Below are 22241 nucleotides of genomic sequence, written 5' to 3' on the forward strand. Positions count from 1 at the left end.
GCCACCGCAGTCGAAGAGCAAGACCCCGCCAGTCGTGACGAACTCAAGGGTCGAAACGGTCCATGAGGGATGAAGACCCTTCGGTTCAGTCCGATGAACCTTCAGTTCGCATGAACTCTGGGACTTCTAAGGGGTTGAGGAACCGGCGGACAGCCGTTGGCGGTGAGAATGATCTTGCGAGGCGTGCAAACTGGCGGAAACGGGATGCGGGTGGGATAGCTGCTGGTCAGCGTCGCGCGAGTGCTGCGTAGGCGGTGGAGCGCCCGATTTTGAGGGTGCGGGCGGCTTCGGTGACCGAGACGCCGTCGTCGACCAGGCGGCGCAGCGTGACCAGTTCGGCGGGGCCGATGGCGCGCGGCCGGCCGGTCTTCTTCTTTCCGGGCAGCATGGCGCCGGTGGGCCTCGCGGCGTTTGGCGGCGGCGATCCCCTCGGCCTGCCGCTCGGCGCGCAGCTCCAGTTCGTACTCCGCGGCCGCGGCCAGGACCGCGAACATGAACCGGCCCTCCTTGGTGCTCAGATCGAAGTTCTCAGTCAGCGACACCACGGTGATGCCGCGGTCGCGGAGCTCGTTGACCGTGGTCAGCACGTGCCCCGCTGAGCGGCCCCACCGATCGGACTTCCAGAACTTCAGTGTGTCGCCCGCCTGCGGCAGCGTCAGGAGCGTCTCCCATGCCGGTCGAGCGACCCCGCGCTTGCCTGACTCCTTTTCCGTGACCAGTTCGTCGTAGCCGCTGGCCGCCAGGGCATCGAGCTGGAGCTGCGGGTTCTGATCACGCGTCGACACTCGTGCGTACGCCCCGACGCTCATCAGCCACCCTCCCGGCGGTGTCCAGAAACGTAAACTTTTTCGGACACCTTAGCGACCAGCGGCGATGCCGTCCAGAAACCTCTGTCCAGAAACGTTGGCGAGTCGGATTCGTGGCAGCAGAGAGCGAGCCGGGGATGAACATCCGGACCGCGTCCAGCTACCGTGATCACCGTTACGGTGCTTCTTCACCGGCGGTGTCACTGCGTGTGCGGCCAGTTCCGCACGAACTGGCGCAGGCGGGGGATGTCGCGCTGTTCGTCGTCGCGGCATCGGCATCGGCATCGGCATCGGTTGGATGCTGCCCACCGACGGCTCGCCATACCAGTACGGCGGTGCGTTGCGGCCAGCGCTCCGGTGGTTGGTCGTGGGCGAGGGCGCGGGCGTACCAGCCGCCGGTGCACAGGGTGACGGCGATCTCCAGATCGGCGTCGGCGTCGATGAGACCCCTCTCCCTGGCCGTATCGAGGATGGCATGGAGGCGGCGACGCCGGGGTGCGATCACGCGGGCGCGGTAGCGGGCGAGTACGTCAGAGGTGGTGGTGTCCTGCAGCATGGTGCCGACCAGTGACATTCTCCCTGGTCTGGTGACCGCGTTCTGGAAGTCGGCCAGCTCGGCGACCAGATCCGCGAACGGATCGCCGGTGGGCGCGTCCTGCTCGGGTTCTTCCAGCGCGGCCACCGCGGCCGCGGCCAGCTCGGCTTTGCCTGGCCACCTGCGATACAGCGCGGGACGGGTGGTGCCGGCTTCCGCCGCGACGGCGGCCAGCGACATCCGCTCATACCCGTATATCGACAGATGCCGCCGAGCGACTGCCAGGATCCGGTCGTCGATGGAGGCGTCCCGCGTGCGCCCGATCTTCCGGGTCATTGGACATCCACCAATCCATTACAATGCTGTAATGTAATCAAAATTACGCCAAGCTGAAGAGGCTCATCGTGGTCATTGAATACATCAGATATACCGTCCCGTCCGCCCGCGCCGAGGATTTCGAGCGGGCCTATCAGGCGGCAGCGGGCGTCTTGGACGACGACCCGCACTGCCTGGGATACGAGATCGCCCGAGGCGTCGAAGAGCCCGAGCACTACACCGTACGGATCGAATGGGACTCGGTGGAAGGGCACGAGCAGAGCTTTCGCCGCAGCGCCCGTTTCGGGGAGTTCTTCGCCGCGGTGAAGCCCTTCTTTCCACTCATCCAGGAGATGAAGCACTACACCACCCGGTTCGGAGCATCCCGATGAGTACGGCCGCACTGCTGGCGCGGGCCCGCCTGCTCAACCGCGACCTGGCACCCGGCGAGCCGCTGGCCTCAACGGTGATCCGGCCGCTGGCCGCCCTGTCTGAAGCCGCCGCAGAGCCCCCACTGGGCGTCACCGAGAACGGCCCGCCGGCCGACCGCTTATGGGAGCTGGCCAAAGATGCGACGCGGTTGCGCGCCCAGCCCGACGCCCCAGACGGCTTGATCGAGGCGACTGCCGCATTGCAGCACCTGGCCTGCCTGTTCGCCGAAGACGCCGATGCCTTGGCGGCCCGGATCGCCGAGTTGGCGGACATCCAGGGTGACCTGGAGGCGCGGCTCGATGTCGCACTCGACGGTCCGTATCTGGTCACCAACGTATCGAAGATCACCAACTGGCTTGGGGAGCCGATCCGGACGTTCCCGCAGATGGCGCTTTGCCGATGCGGACGCTCCGCCACCAAACCGCTGTGCGACGGCAGCCACGCCCACAACGGGTTCAGCGGCGCCAAAGACCCCGACCGGGTGCCCGACCGCCAGGACACCCATGAAGGCGTGCAGGTCACCGTGCTGGACAACCGCGGCGTGTGCGCCCACTCGGGGTTGTGCACCGACAGGCTGCCCACCGTGTTCCGGCAGGGCGATGAACCGTTCGTGGCGCCCAGCGGCGGCCGGGCCGATGAGATCGTCCGTGCCGTACGAGCCTGCCCATCCGGTGCGCTCCACTACGCGATCGACGGTCGCAAGGCCCCCGACCCAGTACGCGAACCGGCGATCGAGGTGTCCAAGGACGGCCCGTACCGGATAACCGGCGGCATCCCGCTCGACGGCGACCAGTCCCGTGAGCACTACAGCCTCTGCCGATGCGGCCACTCGCGCAACAAGCCGTTCTGTAGCGGCATGCACTACTACGTCGGCTTCGTCGACCCGCCGCTGTCCGACGAACCCACGCTCTTCGAATGGGCCGGCGGGCTGTCCGCGCTGACGCGGATGACGCATATCTTCTACGACAAGTACGTCCCGCAGGACGATCTGCTCGCACCGCTGTTCGCCCGGATGTCACCGGACCATCCCGAACGCGTCGCCGCCTGGCTTGCCGAGACCTTCGGCGGCCCCAAGCTCTACACCGAGCGGTACGGCGGATATGACCACATGGTCGCCGAACATGCCGGCAAGTCACTGACCGAACAATGGCGGGCCCGCTGGGCACAGCTCATCGGACGGGCCGCCGACGACGCCAGACTACCCACCGACCCCGAGTTTCGCGCCGCGTTCGCCGGCTACATCGAATGGGGTTCCCGAATCGCGGTGGAGAACTCCCAGCCCGGCGCAACACCGCCACCACACATGCCGGTGCCCCGATGGTGGTGGGTGTGCGAGGCCAGACCCGGCTCCCGCATCTCCGCCCTGTCCCCGACCGCCGACCAGACGCAGGTGCGGCTCCCGGCACCGGACGAGCCGGTAGGCTTCGCCGACCACATCAAACCACTGTTTCGCGAGATGGACCGCAAGTCGATGAGCTTCGCCTTCGACCTGTGGTCACACTCAGACGTCACCGAGCACGCCAACGCCATCCTGGACAGGCTCCGCGAGGGCAAGATGCCCTGCGACGGCGCCTGGCCCGTCGAGCACATCGACCTCTTCGCACGCTGGATCGCCGAGGGAGCCCCGCCCTGAGTGACTCGCGTACCCCGGGTCTTCGGCGCACAGGCCTGGATGCACCGGACGACGCGGTGACGCTCGTGGAGGTCCTGGAGGAGAAGTCGCCCCGGCTCGCCGACCCGGTAGAGCCGATGCACGCCCAGCTGGCCCGGCGCTGGGCGCGGGCCGCGGCGCGGACTGGGCGATGGTGTACGACCATCGCCAGGAGATCACCCGGGACGTGCAGTCTGAGGTGCTCCGGGCACACCGAGCCGAAGCCCGCCCGGAGCCGGAGCTGCTGCGCCTGGCTGCCGACATCCTGGAGCAGGTCGTACAGCAGAGGGCGAGCGGCTACCAATGGGACGTGGACGGCCCCCGGACGGTCGCCGCCGACCTGCGCGCTCTGGCCGACGACCCAGTGCAGGGCGGGCCCCACCTGATCGCGCGGTTGTGGGCTGCGGAGACGGAACCGGCGTCTTCACCGCCCGGCTGGTCGTCACCGACCAGTCCGCCCTGACCCAGCTGAACGAAGCAGTCCTCTGCGCTACGGTGCGTTTGTTCCGTACTCGCGTGCGCGACGGTGAGGTCCCGGTATGGACGGCGGCCAGGCGCAGATCATCGAGCGGGGCGTGCTGACCGCCCCGGATGAGGCATGGGACGTGGCGGTACGCCAGGCGGAGGTGATCGGCCCGCTGGCCGATCAGCCGCGGCTGGGATCGGCGGCCGCGGACGCGGCGGCGGCCCAGTTGGGAATCTCACAGCGGCAGGTGTACGTGCTGCTGGCCCGGTGGCGCGCGGGCGAGGGCGTCGTCTCAGACTTGCTTCCCCGGCGCTCCAGCGGCGGACGCGGACGACGCCGGTTGCCGGCGGCGGTCGAGGCGGTCCTGCACGAGGTCATCGAAGCGCGGTATCTGACCCGGCAGCGGCGATCGGTGGCGGCGGTCTACCGGGAGGTCGTACGCCGGTGCCGCGTCAGCGGGCTGCCGGTGCCGGCGCGCAGCACGTTGGAGCGGCGGATCGAGGCGCTGGATCCGGCGGCGGCCGCCACGGCGCGGGAGGGCGCCGACGGGGCGCGCCGCCTGCGGTCGGCGGGCGGAGATCCGCCGAGCATCGAGGGCCTGCTGCAGCAGGTGCAGATCGACCACACGCCGGGCGATCTGGAAGTGGTCGATGAGCGGCATCGATTGCCGATCGGCCGCCCGTACGTCACCGCAGCGATCGACGTGGCCAGCCGCTGCGTGGTCGGTCTGGTGGTGACGCTGGAGGCGCCCTCGGCGCTGTCGGCCGGACTGTGCCTTGCGCACACGGTGTGTGACAAGCGGTCGTGGCTGGAGCGGCTCGGCGTGGAGGCGGTCGCCTGGCCGATGAGCGGCAAGCCGCACGAGATCCACGTGGACAACGCCACCGAGTTCCGCAGCGAGGCGCTGCGCCGGGGCTGCGCTCAGCATGGGATCACGCTGGCGTACCGGCCGAAAGGGATGCCGCACTTCGGCGGCGTCATCGAGCGGCTGATCGGCACGATGATGCAGATGGTGCACGAACTGCCCGGCACCACCTTCTCCAACCCGGCCGAGCGCGGCAGCTACGACAGCCAGGCCATGGCGGTGGTGACCGTCGCCGAGCTGAACCGGTGGCTGGCCCTAGCGGTGGCCGCCTACCACGGCCAGGTGCACGCCACGCTGGGCCAGACCCCGGCCGGGAGGTGGGCCGAGGGTGTCGCGGCCGGCGGCCGCCCCGCGACGGTGGCCAGCGAGACGGCGTTCCTGGTCGACTTCCTGCCGGTGATCCGGCGAACGCTGAGGCGGACCGGCTTCACCATCGACCACGTGCGGTACTACAGCGACGCGCTCAAGCCGTGGATCGCCCGCCGCGACAATTTGGAGAAGTTCGTGCTGCGCCGCGACCCTCGCGATCTCTCCCGGATCTGGGTGCTCGATCCTGACGGGCACGCCTACCTGCCGGTGCCGTACCGGACGCTGTCGCGCCCGCCGATCAGCGTGTGGGAGCAGCGTGCCGCGATTGCCCGGCTGCGCGAGCAGGGTCGCGCCCAGGTCGATGAGAACGCTCTGTTCGCCATGGTGGTGCAGATGCGGCAGATCACCAACGATGCGGCGGCCAAGACCCGGCGGGCCCGCCGCGAGGTCGAGCGCCGCTCGGCGACCCCCGCGCCACAGGCAGCGGGGCCGCTGTCTCCGCCGCCGGTCGAGGGGTGCGCGGACGGGGAGCCGGTGCGACCGTTCGAGGTGATCGAGCAGTGGTAAGCCACGAGCCGGACGTCAAGCCTGACATCGCGTCGGAGTTCGAGATCGAGCTGGAGCCGGGGCGGGTGGAGGATCTGTCGCACCTGCATGACAGCGCCCGGCCGGTGGCCCGGCTGCCTGCCGTCGAGCGGCTGGCCCGGGTTCGGGCGGATCGGTGGATCGGCTATACCCGCCACGCAGGCGCTGGCCCAGCTGCACACGTTGCTGGGCTGGCCGGCCAAGCAGCGGATGCCGAACCTGCTGGTGATCGGGCCGACCAACAACGGCAAGTCGATGATCGTGGAGAAGTTCCGGCGCTCGCATCCGCCGATCTCGCACCCGGACGCCGAGGAGATCCCGGTGCTGGTCGTGCAGATGCCCCTCCGATCCGCACGTGGCCCGCTTCTACACCGCACTGCTGAGCGCGCTCGGTGCGCCGCTGCGCCCCCGGCAGCGGCTGGCCGAGCTGGAGCAGCTCGCGGTGCGGCTGCTGCGGCAGGCCGCCGTGCGGATGCTGGTGATCGACGAGCTGCACAACGTGCTAGCCGGGCGCGACGGGACGCGCCGGGAGTTCCTCAACCTGCTGCGCTTCCTGGGCAACGAGCTGAAGATCCCGCTGGTTGGCGTCGGTACCCGGGACGCCTACCTGGCGATCCGCTCTGATGACCAGCTGGAGAACCGCTTCGCCCCGTTCGTGCTGCCGCGCTGGGAGCCCGGCCGGGAGGCGAGCACCCTGCTGGCCAGCTTCGCCGCCGCTTTCCCGCTGCGGCGTCCTTCCTATCTGGCCTCGCTGTAGTCCCGGGGAAATTTCCAACGGATTTGCCTGACCTGCAGCGATACACAGGGCCTGGACGGCAGTCGCGAGGCGTCTGCGGTGGGATCATGGGCGATGACGAGCCGAGGTTCGGCTAGGGCCAAGGACGGCGGCCGCTGTGGAGCGAGCGCGATGCCGAGCAATCCGGGACGCACTGCGTGCTGCCGGGTTGATGGAGTTCAGCGACAGCCGGGCCGGGTTCGTGGTGGAGGGCGGGGGCACAGGGCGCCCCTTCCTGGTGGCTTTCGCTGGGCCCGAGAGCGGGGCCGGGGAGCAGGTGGCCGCGTATGCGGCGGCGCTGAGGGCGGTCGGGATGCGGGCCGAGCCCGACTCCGAGGACGAGCAGGCTCTGCGGGTGTGGCCGGCCTGATGAGCGGTCGGCCGCCCTGGTGTGGTGCGGTCAGCGGGGGCGGCGCCGCTGGATGGGGTCGGCCTCCGCGGTGATGCGGGCGGAGGTCTCTTCGCCCAGGCGCACGTAGCGGCCGAGGCTGGCCAGGTGCTGGTGGCGGCTCTTGGCCTGGATCTCGGGCGCGGTGCGTCCGGCTTGCGCGAGATGCTGCAGCGCCGAATGACGCAGTTGATGCAAGGTCCGCCCCTGGCGGTGTGGGTCGAGCTCGGCCGAGGCGGTCTTGAACAGGTATTCGGCGCGCGGGTAGGACAGGCGGCCCCGCCCGGTGACGGGACAGACGTCGCCGGACGCCGGCGCGCGGCGGCCGGAGGAAGGAGCGCGCCGGTCTGCCAGGAACACCGGCCCGCAGGTGCGGCCGCTCAGCAGGCGGGGCAGCATTCGGCCCGTCGCGGTGGCCCAGTGCACGTATTCGACGGCGCCGCCCTTGGAGACGACCCGGGCGCGGCGGAACTCCAGGTCGAGGTCCTCGACGTTGAGGGTGAGGATCTCCTCGGCGCGGGCGGCCGTGTCGTACAGGAGCCGCCACAGCAGGCGTTCGCGCAGGGCGTGCGTGGGGTCGGTGAACAGCTTGTCCAGCCGGGTGGCCGGGATGGCGCGGTCGCCGCGACGGGCGGGTTTGCGCCGCTCCAGGCGCCGGGCGGAGTTGGTGGCCAGGTGGTGAAGGAGACCAGCGCGGACAGGTGCCGGTTCCAGGTGGCGGCGGCCGCGGCTGTCCAGCGGTCCATCACCGCGGCGTACTGCTCGGGCGTCAGCGCGGCGACCGGATACTGAGGCCCGGCCACGGCGGTCAGGTGGGCGAGGGTCTCGGCGTAGCCGGTGCGGGTGGTGGCCGCCTGCACCGACTCCAGGAAGCGCTCGACCGCGGCCGTCATCGGCGAGGCGGGCGGGGCCCGGCGGCCGGGGCCGGCGGGCCGGGGAAGGACACGACGGACACGGACGTCCTCCGGGCAGGTCATGTGACACATAATGTAGCCGAGTCGCCGTCGTGGCGGCAGACGCCGAGCTGGGCGGACACGGCCCGATAGCAGCCAGCGTGACAGATAATGTGAGTTCTGTGTCACAACTGGGATGGGCCGAAGGCTATGCCGCGAGCACGTGTTCCGCGCTCTTGAGTGGAGTGACGCACGTCACGTCGCGTCCTGTCACGTCGCTGCGATCCCCGGTGTCTTGAGGGCATGACCGAACACAACACATCCCACAAGGTCGTGGTCATCGGTGGCGGTTACGCCGGAACGCTGGCGGCCAACCGTCTGCGGATGCGCGACGACGTCGACATCACTCTGGTCAATCCGCGCCCGGAGTTCGTCGAACGCATCCGGCTGCACCAGTTCGTGGCCCGTACCGGCGACGCCACGATTGACTACGGCACGCTGCTCGGCGAGGGCATCCAACTGGTCGTCGACAGCGCAACGCGCATTGACACCGCCGCGAGCACCGTGCGGCTGGCGTCGGGCCGCGCGCTGGACTACGACTACATCATCTACGCCGTCGGCAGCACCGGCGCGGTCCCCTCGGTGCCAGGCGCGGCCGAATTCGCTTGGCCCATCGCGGAATTGGAGTCCGCGCAGCGGCTACGCGCCAGGCTGGAGGAGTTGCCCCTCGAGGCTCCGGTCACCGTGGTCGGCGGCGGATTGACCGGCGTCGAGACGGCCGCCGAACTGGCCGAACAAGGGCGCAAGGTCACGCTGGTGTGTGGCCGGACCCTGGCGCCCTACCTGAGCGCAGGGGGGCGCCGATACGTCGCCAAATGGCTGACCCGCCATGGTGTCGCCGTGCTCGAGGGCGGCGCGGTGACCGAGGTCCGGCCGGACGCGGTCGTCCTGGCCGACGGTTCTGCCGACAGTGTGGTGTGTCCGAGCGCACTGACTGTCTGGACGGCCGGTTTCGGCCTGCCGGAGCTGGCGGCGGCGAGCGGGCTGCGCACCGACGCGCTCGGCCGGCTGCTCACCGACGAGACGCTGACCAGCATCGACGACGACCGCATCGTCGCGGCCGGCGACGCCGCCGCACCGTCGGGCCAGCCGCTGCGGATGAGCGGCTACGCCGCAGGGCCGCTCGGGGCGCAGGCCGCCGACACCGTGCTGAGCCGCATCGCGGGGACCGAACCGGCGATGATCAACCTGGCCTTCACGGGCGCGTGCGTCAGCCTGGGCCGGCACGCCGGCATCAGACAGATCGCCGGTAAGGACGACACCGCGGTGAACATCTACATCCCCGGCCGCATGGGCGCAATAATCAAGGAAGTGACCTGCAAGTTCGTGGTGTCGAAGAGGATCCGCGGTGAGGCAGGCAAGCCCGGTTCCATGGGCTGGCCCAAGGGTGGCCCGCGCCCCGAACAGCCGGCCTCCGCTGCGCGGGCGGTCACCTCCCCGTGAGCACCGACGAGCACGCCGAGCGATTCACCGTGTTGCGGCCGCTGCTGTTCACAATCGTGTACGAGATCCTCGGCTCGGCGACCGAATCCGACGACGTGCTGCAGGACAGCTATCTGCGGTGGGCCAAGGTGGATCTCGCGGCAGTGCGGGACACCAAGTCGTATCTGGCGCGGCTGGTGACCCGTCAGGCGCTCAACGCCTTGCGGGCGAGCACGCGCCGTCGCGAGGAGTACATCGGCTCCTGGCTGCCCGAGCCGCTGCTGCTGGAGGAGAACGACGCCTCGGCCGATGTGGTGCTCGCCGAGTCGGTGTCGATGGCGATGCTTGTGCTGCTCGAAACGCTCACCCCCGATGAGCGCGCGGTGTTCGTGCTGCGCGAGGTGTTCGGGTTCGTCTACGACGAGATCGCCGCAGCGGTAGGCAAGTCCGTGGTGACGGTGCGCCAGATGGCGCACCGCGCCCGCAGGCACGTACAGGCGCGGCGTAAACGTTTCGACCCCGTCGACGCTGAGACGACCACGCGGATCACCGAGCAGTTCATGTCCGCGGCGGCGACCGGTGACATGGAGGGGCTGCTCTCGCTGCTCGCGCCGGACGCCACGTGGACCGCCGACAGCGGCGGCAAGGTCACCGCGGCGCGCCAGCCGGTGGTGGGCGCGGAGAACGTGGCCGTGCTTGTCATGGAACTGTTCCGCGTGGGGCGGGTACCGGACTCGCGGATCGAGATGGTCAACTGCAACAACGCGCCCGCGATGGCCGCCTACGACGGCGATCACCTGGTAGGCGTCTGCCTGTTCGAGGTCGGCGACGGGAAGATCACCAACTTCTACGTCATCCGCAACCCGGACAAACTCCTCGCGCTGACGGTTCCGCGTCAGATCAGCCGGTAGGAGTCGGCAAGCCGCAGCGCAGTAGGTCGCGATCGCGCATGTCTGGCGCAAGCGGAGTTGCCGCTGCAGATGCGGCGCGGCAGGTGACACGTCCTATGGCGATCGACGAACGCGTCTCCGCCCCTTTGCGTGTGTTGACCAATTCGACTGAAGGATGACCAAGGAGTTGACTATGACCGATACACAGGTAGTGATCGCTGGGGCGGGGCCGACCGGGCTGATGCTCGCGTGCGAGCTGGGGCTCGCCGGGATCGATGTGCTCGTGCTCGAGCGTCTCCCGGAGCCTCGAACGGTGGAATCGCGGGCCGGAGGCCTGCACATCCGCACGATGGAGGTGCTCGATCAGCGGGGTCTGCTCGACGGGTTCCTCGAGCGCGGACGGCCGCGGCAGGACGTGCACTTCTCCGGACTCGGTCTCGACCTATCCGATATGGCGACGCGATATCCGTACGCTCTGCTCATCTTGCAGGCCGAGGTGGAACGGCTGCTGGAGGAGCGCGCGGCGCAGTTGGGGGTACGGCTGCGCCGCGACGCCGAGGTGACGGGGTTCACCCAGGACGAAACGGGTGTCACGGTGGAGCTCGCGGACGGGTCGCGCGTCCGGGCGGACTACCTCGTCGGCTGCGACGGGGGCCGCAGCACCGTGCGCGGGCTCGCCGGCATCGCCTTCCCCGGCACCCCGGCCACGATGACCGCGATGCTCGGCGACGTCGAGCTCGCCGAGCCGCCCGCGGCCGACATCTTCCAGGAGCGGCGCGAGCACAGCAGATTCTCGGTGCTGTCGTACGGTCCGGACTGGTACCGGGTGCTGACCAACGAGTTCGATCACGTCGCCGGCCGAGACGAACCGATGACCCTGGAGACCCTCCGCAAGGCCATGCTCAAGATCGCCGGTACGGACTACGGGATGCACTCACCGCGCTGGCTCTCCCGGCACGGCGACGCGGCCCGCCAGGCCGACCGTTACCGCGTGGGCCGGGTTCTCCTGGCCGGCGACGCCGCGCACATCCACTTCCCGGCGGGCGGTCAGGGCCTGAACACCGGCGTGCAGGACGCGGTCAACCTCGGCTGGAAGCTCGCCGCCGTCATCCGCGGCCACGCCCAGGACCTGCTGCTCGACACCTACCACGCCGAACGCCACCCGGTCGCCGCCCGCGTCCTGCACAACACCCGCGCCCAGACCGCCCTCTGGCGGGTGGACGACCACACCTCTGCTCTACGCCAGATGCTGGACGATCTCATCGGCATCGACGAGGTACGGCTGCGCCTGGCCGGCATGATCACGGCAACCGACCTCCAGTACCCGATGGAGGGGACCGACGACCTTCTCGGCCGCCGGATCCCGGATCTCGACCTCGACCGCGGCCGCATCTACGAACTCCTGCACCGCGCCCATGCGGTTCTGCTGGATCTTGGCGGTCTCCCACCGCTCGACACCGTCGTGACCGGCTGGGCGGACCGAGTCGATCTCGTTCGCGCCCGTCCCGCCGAGGGCTCCGATCTAGGCGCGGACGCCGTACTCATCCGTCCCGACGGACATGTCGCCTGGGTCACCCGCGCCGGCGAGCGGCCAGACCTGGACGCGCTCCGGACCGCCCTCACGACGTGGCTCGGCCCGGCCGGCCTTCGCGGTGCGCACGCACACCACCGGCCCGCCCCGCGGCCCACGTCAACCCCGAACGGCCCGCCGAGCTAAGGCCCGTACGGACGTGTCCCGCCCGCCGCGCAAGCTGATCGTCAGCGTTTCTCCTGGGGTTGGTCGGTGGTCCAGTCCCAGTTGGTGATCGTGGTGCGCATCAGTCGGGCGGCGGTGGACAGGTGGCTGTCGGCGCACCAGTAGAGGGTGACTGTACGACGGCAGTCGGGGCTGTCGACGGCGATCCAGGCGGCGGGAGGAGGCGCGGCGCTGCGGTGGGCCAAGCGGCGGGCGGCGGAGGGGATGAGACCAATGCCGAGTCCCGCGACGATCAGGTCCGCGATGGCGCTGTGCTCGTCGGTTTCGCAGACGATCTTCGGGGTGAGGTCTCGTGCGGCGAAGAGCCGATCGAGCAGTCCGCGTAGCCAGTGCCCTTTGCGGGCGGTGATGAAGGACTGGTCGGCGAGTTCGTCGATGCTCACAGACGTACGGCCCGCCAGCGGGTGATCGAGTGGCGTGCCCACTCCAACGGCCTCATCGAACAGTCGCACGGACTCCAGGCCCTCGGCATGGATCGGCTGCGAGGCGACACACAGATCAACATTCTGGGCCCGCAGGTGGCGGGCCATGTCATCGGCTGGCGACCAGTGGAGCTCGATCTCGATGGTGGGATGGGCTCGCTTGTAGGCCGCCAGCGGCCCGGTGAGCGTGAGGAAGGTTTCCGACGCCAGTCTCACGGTGCCTAAGCCCTCGCTGGTGGCCTCGGCGACGGCGCGTCGTCCCGCATCGAGCTCCCCGAGGGCACGTTCGACGTGATCGCGGAAGAGCTTGCCCGTGTCGTTCAGCCGGAGTCGGCCGCTGCGATCGAACAGTGGTACGCCCAGTTCGCTCTCCAATCGGGCGATGGTACGGCTCAGCGACGGCTGGGCGACGTGAAGCTCGTCGGCTGCCCGGCTGAGGTGCTCCAGTCGCGCCACCACCAGGAACTGCTTGAGCGAGTTCAGCTCCATCATGCCTCCACGAGCATAACACCATATCAATATTGATCTTAGACAAGATAACGCCTAAGACATAGTTTTGCGTGTGTCAGAAGGCAAGATTTCACGGCGGAGGGAAGGGCGGGGTAGCGATGCCTACGCGACGCGAGGTAGACGAAGCCAAGATTCGCCGGCAGGTCGGCAAGATCGTCGAAGGACTCGGAGCCAAGGATCTCGAGGGCCTGAAGCAGCCTTACGCAAAGGACGTCGTGTCCTTTGACGTCGAGCCACCGCTCCAGCATGTGGGGCTGGAGGCGAAGCTCAAGAACTGGGCGAAGGCGTTCCTGTTCTTCGAGAGTATGACTTATGAGGTCCGCGACGTGACGCTCGCCGTGGGCGATGAAGTGGCGTTCGGGCATGCCTTCGCTCGTCTCAGCGGCACCCTGAAGAACGGGACGGCAACGAGCGGTATGTGGGTCAGGGTCACGTATGGCTTTCAGAAGATCGACGGCGATTGGTTGATCGTGCATGACCAGGTCTCAGCGCCGATCGACATGAGCGGCAAAGCAGTGGTCGACCTCGAGCCCTGACGGGCCGCGCTCGTCGCCTGGGGCCGATTCGGCCCCTACGGCTGGTGGCCGTGCGACACCTGACCGGACAAGCCCGGACGACCTGGCGCTGCCGGCGGGGATGGAGGGCCGCTCGGTGAAGATCAGCAACGATCCGCCATCCGAAGCGCGGACAGGTTCGTTGCGGTAGTGGTCTCGCGTCAGGTCAGCGGTACAGCGGGTCACTTTCGCGCGGGTTCCGTCACCGGCGTCGTGCGTGATCGCACATCGAGAACAGAGTTGAGGAGGACGCCCTATGGTTCCGACAGCTAATAGGTTCCGCCCGGCCGTGCCGGCCCGATCCGATGTCACGCATCGGACGACGCTCAGCGGGTGGGTCTTCCGGGCCGTCATCAGCGCGCACATGGCGGCGATCGTCGGTCAGCCCGTGTTCGCCGGGGTGTATCTGAGCGGTGACTACGACAGCTTGCGCCGGCACGCGGTCGGCGCCGACATCGTCACCTCCATCGGCTACCTGCAGGTGATCGTGGCGATCGTGGTCTGGGTACGGCTGCGCCAGGCCAGGCCGTTCCTCGCCACGCTGGCGCTGGTGGCGGCCGAGACCGTGCAGTACTTCGCCGGGCTGAACGGCGCGCTGTGGTTGCATCCCGCTGGGGGTGATGACCGTCGCCGCGCTCGTCGTGCAGTTCATCGCCGCGTGGCGCAGGCCCGTCCAGCGGCTCGAACGGGTCAGAACCATGCGGAAGCCTGAGCAGAGGGAAGTCCACAATGCGTGAGCGACCTGACGATCGATCCGGGTGGGCCCTCGGCATGGCCAGGCGCCAGGTCCTGGGCATCGGCGGAGCGCTCGGGTTGATGGCGAGCACCGGTCTGGGAACCTCGGCCGCGCTGGCGCGCCGGCCGTCGGTCACCGGTGCCGAACTGCGCAGCGCCGTACCGCTGCCGCCCGCGTTCCAAGTGCCTCTGCCGGTTCCGTCCGTACTGGCGCCGGTCAGTGCCTCGGGCGGCGCCGACCGTTACGAGATCATCCAGCGTGAGGTGACGGCGGAGATTTTGCCGGGTATCAGGACACCGCTGTGGACGTACGGAGGCGCCTTCCCCGGGCCGACGATCGAGTCACGTCGCGGCCGGCCGGTCACCGTGTCGCACCGCAACGAGCTGCCCGTGCCGACCGTCGTGCACCTGCACGGCGGTCGGACCCCGCCGGCTTCCGACGGGTACCCGACCGACCTCGTCCTGCCCGCGGGCTGGCCCGAGGCCGTCGACGACATGCCCGGCATGACCAACATGCCCGACATGCGGAGGATGCTCGACCCGCGGGCGGTGCGGAGCAGGCTGAGGCGCGACTACACGTTCCCGCTGGACCAGCGGCCGACGCTGCTGTGGTACCACGACCACCGGATGGACTTCACCGCCCCCGCGATCTGGCGAGGGCTGGCGGGGCTGCACATCGTGCGCGACGACGCCGAAGACGCGCTCGGCCTGCCCGCGGGGCGGCGCGAGCTGCCTCTCATGATCGCCGACCGGGCGTTCGCCGCTGGCGGCGGCCTGGTCTATCCCGCGCTCGACCCCGGCCTGCGGAACCGGCCGGGCGTGCGCGAGCCGTACCTGGCCGGAATCCTCGGTGACGTGATCCTGGTCAACGGCGCGCCGTGGCCCGTGCACGAGGTCGACGCGGCGCGGTACCGGCTGCGCGTCCTGAACGCCTCCAACGCCCGCCACTACGAACTGGAGGCGGTCACCGATGACGGGCGCCGGCTCGATCTCGTTCAGGTCGGCGCCGATCAGGGGCTGCTCGCGATGCCGGTCACCCACCGGCTGCTGCCGATCGCGCCGGCCGAACGCTACGACGTGATCATCGACTTCGTGGGCGTCCCGGTCGGCGGCCGGGTCAGGATCCTCAACCGGCTGGGCTCCGGGCGTACCCGCGATGTGATGGCCTTCCGCATTGCCCGCAAAGCCACCGACGACAGCCGTGTTCCGCGCACGCTCTCCACCGACCTGCCGGCCTGGCGACGGTCGGACGCCGTCAGGGTGCGCGACTTCGCCTTCCGCGCCGGACAGATGCGGGGCGGGCACGGGTGGCTGATCGGCGGCCAACCATTCGACCCCACCCGCTCCGACGTCACCACCCGCCTCGGCGACGTCGAAATATGGCGGCTGGTCGCTGACGTCCACCATCCCGTCCATCTGCATCTGGTCGGCTTCCAGGTGCTCTCGCGCCGCGGAAGGCCGCCGCTGCCGCACGACGCAGGGCTCAAGGACACCGTCTCCCTGCGGCCGGGCGAATCGGTGGAGATCATCACCCGCTTCGACGGCTACCGCGGCCGCTACCTCTTCCACTGCCACAACGCCGAGCACGAGGACATGGGGATGATGGCCAACCTCGAGATCATCTAGGATAACTATGGTGTCGTTGTCGAGAACGACTCTGATCAGCGCGACGCTCACGGCGTCGTTGTAACTGCTCCCGCTGCTGGTGAGAGGGGCCCCCAGGCTCGCCCTCATGCAGGAGCGGCCGGCTCGCCTCTCGATCGGGTGCGCACGCGTACGCATCGAGCCGTGCCCGTTTCCCCCTCCCAGTGCGGATGGCGCTGTGGTGGCATCCCCTCCACCGGCACGACCCCGCGCACATCTGGCTACGCGAAAGGCCGGGAGGTGGGGCGAGCGAGGCCCGCAGGTCACAGCCGGCCACCGCGAAGCAGGCGGGTACGCCCCAGCTCATCTTGCTGCTCGTCGGCAACTGCATGCGCCGGCGACCGTCATCGGAGCCGGCCTGTTAACCAAGCCTTCGGTGCTCGAAGGCTGCTCATCGCGTCGTGTCCCGGCCACTTCAACCGCCGGGCCCAACCGGCCGGGGACACGAACGAGGCCCGCGACAAGGATGCCCGTGATGACGAGGTCGGTGGACGAAGACGACCACTGACCTCGATATTCGCGCGTGTAGACCCCAGCCATTGTGATCGGGGGGACAAGCCACCCCCCGATCACAATAGAGCCGCGTCCGTGACCGCCGGGCGCAGCGGCCGCCAGCCGCCGCCGTCCAGCTTGGCCAGCTCCGCCTCGACGTCCACGGTGATCACGCCAAAGAAGTTGACATTCTCGCTATGCGCCGGAGAAATGTGGGCCAGCAGTTCGTCGGGAATGTCCCGGCCGGCCGCCCGCAGCTGCCGAACAGCGAGCGAGTAGTACTCGGTCGTCCAGGTGATGACGGCGTTGGTCAAAACGGTCAGACACCACGCCTGATCAGTCTGATCGGCCAGGGCCGGCTTGGTGATGGCGCCCTGCTGGGCGTAGTGCAGGTCCCCGCTTCGACTTCTACAACACTAATCTATCGAGCTACGCGACGTGCAGCTCAGGTACCGGACAGTTCCGGGCCAAATTGCGGTGCGATATCCCCTGGCGGCCGGACACGACTGCGTACGGCAACTGGCTGGGCGTCACTTCCCCGCCCAGCAACAGTATCGCCATCTGCCCGTCGAACGCACGGCGTGGCTTCAATCCGGGCATCGAAACGCGGTAACAGACCTCCGACAGATGCTCCGACCTGGCCAAGGTCAGGTCGGAGCGTATCCATCCCTAGTCTGTTGTGATCGTTGATCGTTGCTGACGATCTCGCGGTGGGTGCGGGGTCGATGCAGGCCCTACCCCCCGTCTGCCTGGGAGATCGCCATGGCGGACTGCGGTCGGGTCCAGCCGCTGCCCCCGGCAGTCCCGGGCGGCCAGCGCGAACAGCACCTCGGAGCGGACCAGCGGCTCCAGCGGAGCAAGCGAGAACTGGTTGACGATCAGGAACGGGCCTGACGGTCCAGCCAGGCCGCGTCCGCCTTCTCCAGGCCGTCGGCCTTCAGCCGCCGGGTGTGCAGGTCGCAGATCCCCGAGCCCGGCCGCCCATCACGCGGGCAGCCGCCCACCAGACAGGCCGGCAGCGGGTCGTAGGGGGCCGCGGCGGCAACCCACGCCTCCAGGTCCTCGGCGCCGGGGCGTTTGCGCATCATGTCCTTGTGCCGTAGCGACCCGTGCGCGGCGCACAACCCCCACACAGCCCCGTCCCGCGGGCAGCCCGCCACGATGCAGGGCCTGGCCCCGCCGTCGATCACCCGGTTGCGGTCCGGGACGAAGCCGTCCCGGAATTCCTCCAGTGCCAGCTCCGACTTCCGGAACGCCTTCTCACACAGGTCACACAGAGCCTGCGTGCGCGAGATCCGATCGCAGGCCGCCACCGTGCAGCGGTAGGCGACCGTGGAGCGGTTGTCGATATCGCCGGTGAACAGCCACGTGGCCGCATCCCATTCCCCAACCCGCCAGGGGTGGGCGTTCGCCGACAGCCACGCGGTCCAGATCTCGGCCTGCGCCGGTGCCAGCGCTCCCTGGACAGGCCCGCGCCCGTCCGGCTCGTCGTCCGGTCCGGGGAAGGCGAGCACGTTGCCGGGGCCGCTCACGAACGGGACTGCCTTCTCTTGGCCGCCACCATCTCCACGGCCTCGCGCTTGTCGGAGTCGGTGACATGGGAGTACGGGTCCTGCGAGGTCACCGAGACGTGACCGGCGATCTCCTGCACGACCCGGCGATCCACCCCAGCCCGCCGGAGCCTGGTGATCGCCGAGTGGCGGAGCACATGCGGCCGGGCCCGGAATCCGGCCTGCTTGGCCAGGCGGCAGAACAGCTCATAGGCCGTGCCGTACGACATGGCCTTGCCCACGGGCGCATGGAACAGGTTCACGAACACCATGTCCCCGGCGTCCTCGACGATCTCGGCCCGCTCGAACTGGTAGTGCGCATAGAGCTCGATCGTGACCTCGTCCACCGGGATCGCCCGGGGCTGCCGGGCCTTGGCGAACGCACCGTTGGCGGGTCGGGCCGCGCCAAGACGTGGCGTAGCTTCCCCGCCTGCCCGCGGGGCTGCCTGCCCGGCCACGTCTCGCCTGTTCACCCGAACACTTCCTGAAGGAAGCCGGGGGGGGGTACGTGGACGAGTGTGGGCGGGTGCGCCGAAATGGTCTCGGCCATCGCGAGCAACAGCTCCTGGTCGACGTCGAGAACGGCCCGCCACAGTTCGCGAAGGCTGCGACCCTCTACCGGGGTGTTGACGTGCATGGCGTAGGCCGGGGCCGCTCGGAACTTGCGGCCCTCCGGATCCCACATCACCTGCCAGCGGCTGCCCCACGACTTCTGCAACTGCGCGGCCAGGAACTGAGCCTTCTCGTCGCTCAACACACCTTTGGCGCGATCCTCGCCGCCCAACCCGGCGCCGAACGCGCGGTGCGCCGCTGAGTCGTCGCAGCGGCGGCGCGGCCTGCGGCGGCTTGAGCCCGCCGGGCTGGCCGCCGTGGGCTTGTTGCCGGGGGTGGGGCTGGCAGGTACGTCGGTCGTCATGGGGAAGCCTCAAGCAGAAGTCAGGGGGGGCGGAAGCTGATTCGGGGCGTTCGAGCTGGCCGGTTCGCCGTCGCTGCGGAGCGATACGACGGGCGGCGTGGAGGGTGGGCATTCTTCGCCTTCGCTGGCGGGCCAGGCGAGCGCCTGCCACACCACGCCTTCGGCGTGATCCTCGGCCGCGGTGGTCATCGCGGTCATGAGGAACAGGCGCGCGGCAGCGTCGTACCGCACGGTAGGCAGGTTTAGCGTGCCGCTTGCCTGCCACGTCTGCCCCCGGTCGATGGACACCAGGAGGGCGAGCCAGGTCGACGCACCCGGGAGCACCGGGACGCCGGCGGGGCGGGCGCGGAGCTGGTGAAGATCCGCGTCAAGAGCCTGCATTGTGTGCCACTCCTCACATGCGGTGAAGGGTTCCCTCCACCTTGGAGCGGCGTCGAGCGCTTGGGAACGCCATCCAGTAGGGCAGTCAAGGGGCAGATTGGGGGCAGATTCGCAGGCCTGCCGATGCCTGCTGTGCGACGATGCCCGCGAGGAGGTGCGCCCATGGCGGAACCCAACGTGCTGCTTCAGCAGGCGCGCGAGCGGGTGCCGTCGCCGTCAGCGCCCGGGGAGTCCGCGTCACGGCAGGACCTTGCGGACCTGGTCAACGCCTGGATCCTGAACGAGAAGAAGCGCGAGGGCGGCCTGACGGCAAACTACGTCGGCAAGCTCGAACGCGGCCTGGTGCGCTGGCCCAACGCTGACTACCGTGCCGCGCTGCGCGCCATTTGCGGGGCAGATCAGGACAAGGACCTCGGGTTTGCCCGGCCAAGGCGCCGCAAACCGGTCGCTACCGTGGCAGATGTGGATCGTAAGCAGTTCATCCGCACCGCGATGGGTGTCGCCGCGGCGGTCCCCCTCGCCGAGCTCGCCATGCCTGGCCAGACCATCAGCCCGCCCGCCGCCGTCCACGCCTCCGACATCGCCGAACTACGCAACATCGCCAACGTCTTCACCACGTGGGATCACACCTACGGCGGGTGCCTGGTCCGGGAGGCGGTCAACGGGCAACTGCGTTTCGCGGTCAGCCTGCTCAAGCAAGCCCGGTGCCCGACCAAGCTGCACGATCCGCTGTACTCCGCAGTCGGATGGCTCGCGCACGCAGCCGCGTTCATGGCGTTCGACGCCTACGCCCACGACGACGCCCGCAAAATGTTCGGCCTCGCGCTCACCTGCGCCGAGGAGGCGAACGACTAGCACCTGAGGGCCAAGGTGCTCTCCAGCATGGCCCGGCAAGCCATCTGGGTCGGAGACTCCGACAACGGGCTCACGCTCGTGGAATTCGCTCTCGTGCGAGCCGACCGGCTCACCGCCGGCGAGCGCGCCATGCTGCGGTCCGCCCAGGCGCGCGCGTTCGCCAAACTCGGCCGCGTGCCGGAGACCTGGGAGGCCGTCAGGGAGGCTGACAAGGAGTTCAGCCGCATCCACCCCAGCGAGGAGAAACCGTGGATGCGGTACTACGACGCCGCCCAGCACCAGGGGGACACCGGGCACGCGGTGTTCGACCTGGCGATCGACGGCCAGTCCCTGGGCAAGGTGATCGACGGAAAGGTCATCGACGAAGCGGTCAACGCCAAGTACGTCGCAGAGGCATCCACCAGGCTGGCGGCCGCGGTAGAAGGGCACACCGCCGCCTACGTGCGATCCCGAGCGATCAGCGGCATCAAGCTCGCCTCCCTCACCATGGCGGCCGGCGACCCCAAAGAGGCCGCCACCATCGGCCGGCGCGCGGTCACTGACGCGGGCACCGTCCGGTCCCGCCGTGCCCAGGACGACATGCGGGAGCTCTCCCGATTCGCCCGCCCCCACGCCCAGCAGACATCGGTGGCCGAGCTGCGGCACCGCATCCGGGCGGCGGTCCAGGGATGATGCAGACGTCCAACAGCGAGGCGGCGGCGCGGTCGGTGCTCGGCGCGGCCAGCCGCCGCGCCGGGCTCGATCCGGCCGGGGCCGAGCTGATCCGGCTCGGCGAGAACGCCCTCTTCCGGCTCCCAGGCGGGATCGTCGCCCGCGCCGGCCAGGCCGCTGCGGCGGTGCGGGAAGTGGCGGTGGCCAGGTGGTTGGAGGCGAACGACGTGCCCGCCGTGAAGGTGTGGCCCGGCGTTGACCAGCCCATCGAGGTGGACGGGCGTGCGGTCACGTGGTGGCGGGAGCTACCTGCCCACCGGCACGGAACGGCGCTGCAGGTGGCAACCGCGTTGCGCCGCCTGCACGACCTTCGGCCACTGACCGCGTTCGACATCGGCCCCCTCGATCCGTTCGTGCGGCTCGCCGAACGGATCGACCGGGCGGCGATGCTCGACGAGGCAGATCGGACCTGGATGCACCGCCATCTGAATGAGCTGGAAGCGCGGTACGCCGAACTGCCTCCGGGCCTGCCCAAGAGCGTCGTGCACGGCGACGCGTGGATCGGCAACGTGGTCTCCACCGACGACGGCCAAGTGGTGCTGCTCGACTTGGAACGCTGCTCGATCGGGCCGCCGGAGTGGGACTTGACCTCCACGGCCGTGAAGGCGTTCAGCATCGCCGGCATCACAGCCGAGGACTACGGCACCTTCGTCAAGGCGTACGGGCACGACGTCACCGCGTGGGCCGGGTTCGAGACGCTCCGGGACATTCGCGAGTTCCGTATGACGTGCATGGCCGCCCAGGTCGCAGCCGAGAATCCCGCGCGGCGCGAGGAGATGGAACTGAGGCTGGCGTGTCTGCGCGGCCAGCGGGGGCCGCGCCCGTGGCGTTGGACGCCCGTGCCCTGACCTGCCTGTCTGATCAACTCTCGGCAACGATCCGCGACACGCCGGTGAATACAGGTCATCTTCGCATGCACACCCCGCCCTCGTCCCCCTCGCCGTACTTGCAGGGGCGTCCTCACTTGCTTTCGCCAAGGATTGGAGCAGCTGATGAGAAGTACCACACGCAGCGCCGATTGCTGCTGCGTGTAGGATCCGTATTTCGGTGTCACATGCCGGTTCTGTGAGCTGGGCGTTTTGGCGGTTTCGCCCCCGTGTCACCTTGATCGTTCCGCGCTTGGTGTCATTTTCCTCGCCGTCCGGCGGAAAGACAGCACACCGTTCAACGCCCGAAACCCTGGGTCTCCTGGCCTGAGAGGGCGGTTCGCGAGTTGATGTCCCTTTGATCGCTTGCGCTGCATGAGGAGGGCTGGTCACGGGCTCGTTGCCGGGCTATGGACGCGGCTGAGCGAACAATCCCGGCTCGATCTCCACGAGAATG

At 69.2% G+C, this 22241-nt stretch carries 24 protein-coding genes and 1 pseudogene; 16 read left to right on the top strand and 9 right to left on the bottom strand.

Annotation, left to right across the window (positions count from 1 at the left end; translation table 11 throughout):
* Nucleotides 1–101: 101 nt before the first annotated feature.
* On the bottom strand, nucleotides 102–809 hold the full coding sequence (locus EJK15_RS78495; protein WP_138718268.1) for a recombinase family protein: 708 nt from the start codon (nucleotides 807–809) through the stop codon (nucleotides 102–104).
* A 172-nt stretch (nucleotides 810–981) separates the two neighbouring features.
* Nucleotides 982–1677, bottom strand: coding sequence for a TetR/AcrR family transcriptional regulator (locus tag EJK15_RS54105; protein WP_138718269.1), 696 nt, complete (start codon nucleotides 1675–1677; stop codon nucleotides 982–984).
* A gap of 68 nt (nucleotides 1678–1745) precedes the next feature.
* On the opposite strand from EJK15_RS54105, the gene EJK15_RS54110 reads away from it, so the two are divergent.
* The 7 genes and pseudogenes from EJK15_RS54110 to EJK15_RS54135 all read left to right on the top strand — a co-directional run bounded on the left by EJK15_RS54110 (nucleotide 1746) and on the right by EJK15_RS54135 (nucleotide 7109).
* The gene (locus EJK15_RS54110) at nucleotides 1746–2048 is read left to right on the top strand and encodes an antibiotic biosynthesis monooxygenase family protein (RefSeq protein WP_138718270.1); all 303 of its coding nucleotides are present in this window, start codon (nucleotides 1746–1748) and stop codon (nucleotides 2046–2048) included.
* Nucleotides 2045–3721: a CDGSH iron-sulfur domain-containing protein gene (locus tag EJK15_RS54115; RefSeq protein ID WP_138718271.1), complete on the top strand. Its 1677-nt coding sequence runs from the start codon at nucleotides 2045–2047 to the stop codon at nucleotides 3719–3721. The genes EJK15_RS54110 and EJK15_RS54115 overlap by 4 nt, the downstream gene beginning before the upstream one ends.
* 169 nt (nucleotides 3722–3890) lie before the next feature.
* Nucleotides 3891–4202: a hypothetical protein gene (locus EJK15_RS54120; protein ID WP_138718272.1), complete on the top strand. Its 312-nt coding sequence runs from the start codon at nucleotides 3891–3893 to the stop codon at nucleotides 4200–4202.
* Between the two features lie 76 nt (nucleotides 4203–4278).
* On the top strand, nucleotides 4279–5946 hold the full coding sequence (locus EJK15_RS54125; protein WP_138718273.1) for a Mu transposase C-terminal domain-containing protein: 1668 nt from the start codon (nucleotides 4279–4281) through the stop codon (nucleotides 5944–5946).
* 87 nt (nucleotides 5947–6033) lie between these two features.
* Nucleotides 6034–6273: pseudogene (locus EJK15_RS78500) on the top strand (TniB family NTP-binding protein); the annotation flags it as partial.
* Entirely contained in the window at nucleotides 6248–6721 is a 474-nt protein-coding gene (locus tag EJK15_RS78090) for a TniB family NTP-binding protein (protein WP_476739206.1), read from the top strand. The pseudogene EJK15_RS78500 and the gene EJK15_RS78090, both read left to right, overlap by 26 nt.
* A 190-nt stretch (nucleotides 6722–6911) precedes the next feature.
* Complete coding sequence (locus EJK15_RS54135; protein ID WP_138718274.1) at nucleotides 6912–7109, top strand: hypothetical protein; 198 nt, start codon at nucleotides 6912–6914, stop codon at nucleotides 7107–7109.
* A gap of 30 nt (nucleotides 7110–7139) precedes the next feature.
* On the opposite strand, the gene EJK15_RS73590 is transcribed toward EJK15_RS54135, so the two are convergent.
* Nucleotides 7140–8111 (bottom strand): site-specific integrase, encoded by a 972-nt coding sequence (locus EJK15_RS73590; protein ID WP_206061685.1) that lies wholly within the window; start codon nucleotides 8109–8111, stop codon nucleotides 7140–7142.
* Nucleotides 8112–8323: 212 nt separating this feature from the next.
* Between EJK15_RS73590 and EJK15_RS54145 the strand changes: the two genes are divergently transcribed.
* The 3 genes from EJK15_RS54145 to EJK15_RS54155 all read left to right on the top strand — a co-directional run bounded on the left by EJK15_RS54145 (nucleotide 8324) and on the right by EJK15_RS54155 (nucleotide 12109).
* Nucleotides 8324–9523, top strand: a complete 1200-nt coding sequence (locus tag EJK15_RS54145) for an NAD(P)/FAD-dependent oxidoreductase (protein WP_138718275.1) — start codon at nucleotides 8324–8326, stop codon at nucleotides 9521–9523.
* On the top strand, nucleotides 9520–10413 hold the full coding sequence (gene sigJ, locus EJK15_RS54150; protein WP_138718276.1) for an RNA polymerase sigma factor SigJ: 894 nt from the start codon (nucleotides 9520–9522) through the stop codon (nucleotides 10411–10413). Before EJK15_RS54145 ends, sigJ begins: the two co-directional genes overlap by 4 nt.
* A gap of 172 nt (nucleotides 10414–10585) precedes the next feature.
* A complete protein-coding gene (locus tag EJK15_RS54155; RefSeq protein WP_138718277.1) occupies nucleotides 10586–12109 on the top strand; it encodes an FAD-dependent monooxygenase in 1524 nt (507 codons plus the stop codon).
* Nucleotides 12110–12150: 41 nt separating this feature from the next.
* Here the strand turns inward: EJK15_RS54155 and EJK15_RS54160 are convergent, their stop codons facing one another.
* The gene (locus EJK15_RS54160) at nucleotides 12151–13062 is read right to left on the bottom strand and encodes a LysR family transcriptional regulator (protein ID WP_240777803.1); all 912 of its coding nucleotides are present in this window, start codon (nucleotides 13060–13062) and stop codon (nucleotides 12151–12153) included.
* Nucleotides 13063–13178: 116 nt separating this feature from the next.
* Between EJK15_RS54160 and EJK15_RS54165 the strand changes: the two genes are divergently transcribed.
* The 3 genes from EJK15_RS54165 to EJK15_RS54175 all read left to right on the top strand — a co-directional run bounded on the left by EJK15_RS54165 (nucleotide 13179) and on the right by EJK15_RS54175 (nucleotide 15995).
* Complete coding sequence (locus EJK15_RS54165) at nucleotides 13179–13616, top strand: YybH family protein (RefSeq protein ID WP_138718278.1); 438 nt, start codon at nucleotides 13179–13181, stop codon at nucleotides 13614–13616.
* 307 nt (nucleotides 13617–13923) lie between these two features.
* Nucleotides 13924–14346, top strand: coding sequence for a hypothetical protein (locus tag EJK15_RS54170; protein WP_206061687.1), 423 nt, complete (start codon nucleotides 13924–13926; stop codon nucleotides 14344–14346).
* Nucleotides 14347–14363: 17 nt separating this feature from the next.
* Nucleotides 14364–15995: a multicopper oxidase family protein gene (locus EJK15_RS54175; RefSeq protein WP_138718279.1), complete on the top strand. Its 1632-nt coding sequence runs from the start codon at nucleotides 14364–14366 to the stop codon at nucleotides 15993–15995.
* A gap of 587 nt (nucleotides 15996–16582) precedes the next feature.
* Here EJK15_RS54175 and EJK15_RS54180 read toward each other — a convergent pair.
* The 5 genes from EJK15_RS54180 to EJK15_RS71695 all read right to left on the bottom strand — a co-directional run bounded on the left by EJK15_RS54180 (nucleotide 16583) and on the right by EJK15_RS71695 (nucleotide 19352).
* Nucleotides 16583–16897: a Tn3 family transposase gene (locus tag EJK15_RS54180; RefSeq protein WP_206061699.1), complete on the bottom strand. Its 315-nt coding sequence runs from the start codon at nucleotides 16895–16897 to the stop codon at nucleotides 16583–16585.
* Nucleotides 16898–17383: 486 nt separating this feature from the next.
* Complete coding sequence (locus EJK15_RS54185; protein WP_138718280.1) at nucleotides 17384–18037, bottom strand: hypothetical protein; 654 nt, start codon at nucleotides 18035–18037, stop codon at nucleotides 17384–17386.
* Nucleotides 18034–18528 carry a tyrosine-type recombinase/integrase gene (locus tag EJK15_RS73595; protein ID WP_206061689.1) on the bottom strand — a complete coding sequence of 165 codons (495 nt, stop codon included), beginning with the start codon at nucleotides 18526–18528 and terminating at the stop codon, nucleotides 18034–18036. The genes EJK15_RS54185 and EJK15_RS73595 overlap by 4 nt, the downstream gene beginning before the upstream one ends.
* Nucleotides 18525–18971 (bottom strand): hypothetical protein, encoded by a 447-nt coding sequence (locus EJK15_RS73600; RefSeq protein ID WP_206061691.1) that lies wholly within the window; start codon nucleotides 18969–18971, stop codon nucleotides 18525–18527. Before EJK15_RS73600 ends, EJK15_RS73595 begins: the two co-directional genes overlap by 4 nt.
* Before the next feature lie 9 nt (nucleotides 18972–18980).
* Nucleotides 18981–19352: a hypothetical protein gene (locus tag EJK15_RS71695; protein ID WP_171075075.1), complete on the bottom strand. Its 372-nt coding sequence runs from the start codon at nucleotides 19350–19352 to the stop codon at nucleotides 18981–18983.
* A 162-nt stretch (nucleotides 19353–19514) separates the two neighbouring features.
* On the opposite strand from EJK15_RS71695, the gene EJK15_RS73605 reads away from it, so the two are divergent.
* From EJK15_RS73605 to EJK15_RS54200, 3 genes are read left to right on the top strand one after another with little or no spacing between them, the layout of a single operon-like run.
* Complete coding sequence (locus tag EJK15_RS73605; protein WP_206061693.1) at nucleotides 19515–20207, top strand: NsdA family TPR-like regulatory protein; 693 nt, start codon at nucleotides 19515–19517, stop codon at nucleotides 20205–20207.
* 27 nt (nucleotides 20208–20234) lie between these two features.
* The gene (locus EJK15_RS73610) at nucleotides 20235–20879 is read left to right on the top strand and encodes an NsdA family TPR-like regulatory protein (RefSeq protein ID WP_206061695.1); all 645 of its coding nucleotides are present in this window, start codon (nucleotides 20235–20237) and stop codon (nucleotides 20877–20879) included.
* Complete coding sequence (locus EJK15_RS54200) at nucleotides 20876–21766, top strand: phosphotransferase family protein (RefSeq protein ID WP_240777804.1); 891 nt, start codon at nucleotides 20876–20878, stop codon at nucleotides 21764–21766. Before EJK15_RS73610 ends, EJK15_RS54200 begins: the two co-directional genes overlap by 4 nt.
* Nucleotides 21767–22241 lie beyond the last annotated feature (475 nt).

The organism is Nonomuraea basaltis, assembly GCF_005893125.1.
Classification (GTDB): Bacteria; Actinomycetota; Actinomycetes; order Streptosporangiales; family Streptosporangiaceae; genus Nonomuraea; species Nonomuraea basaltis.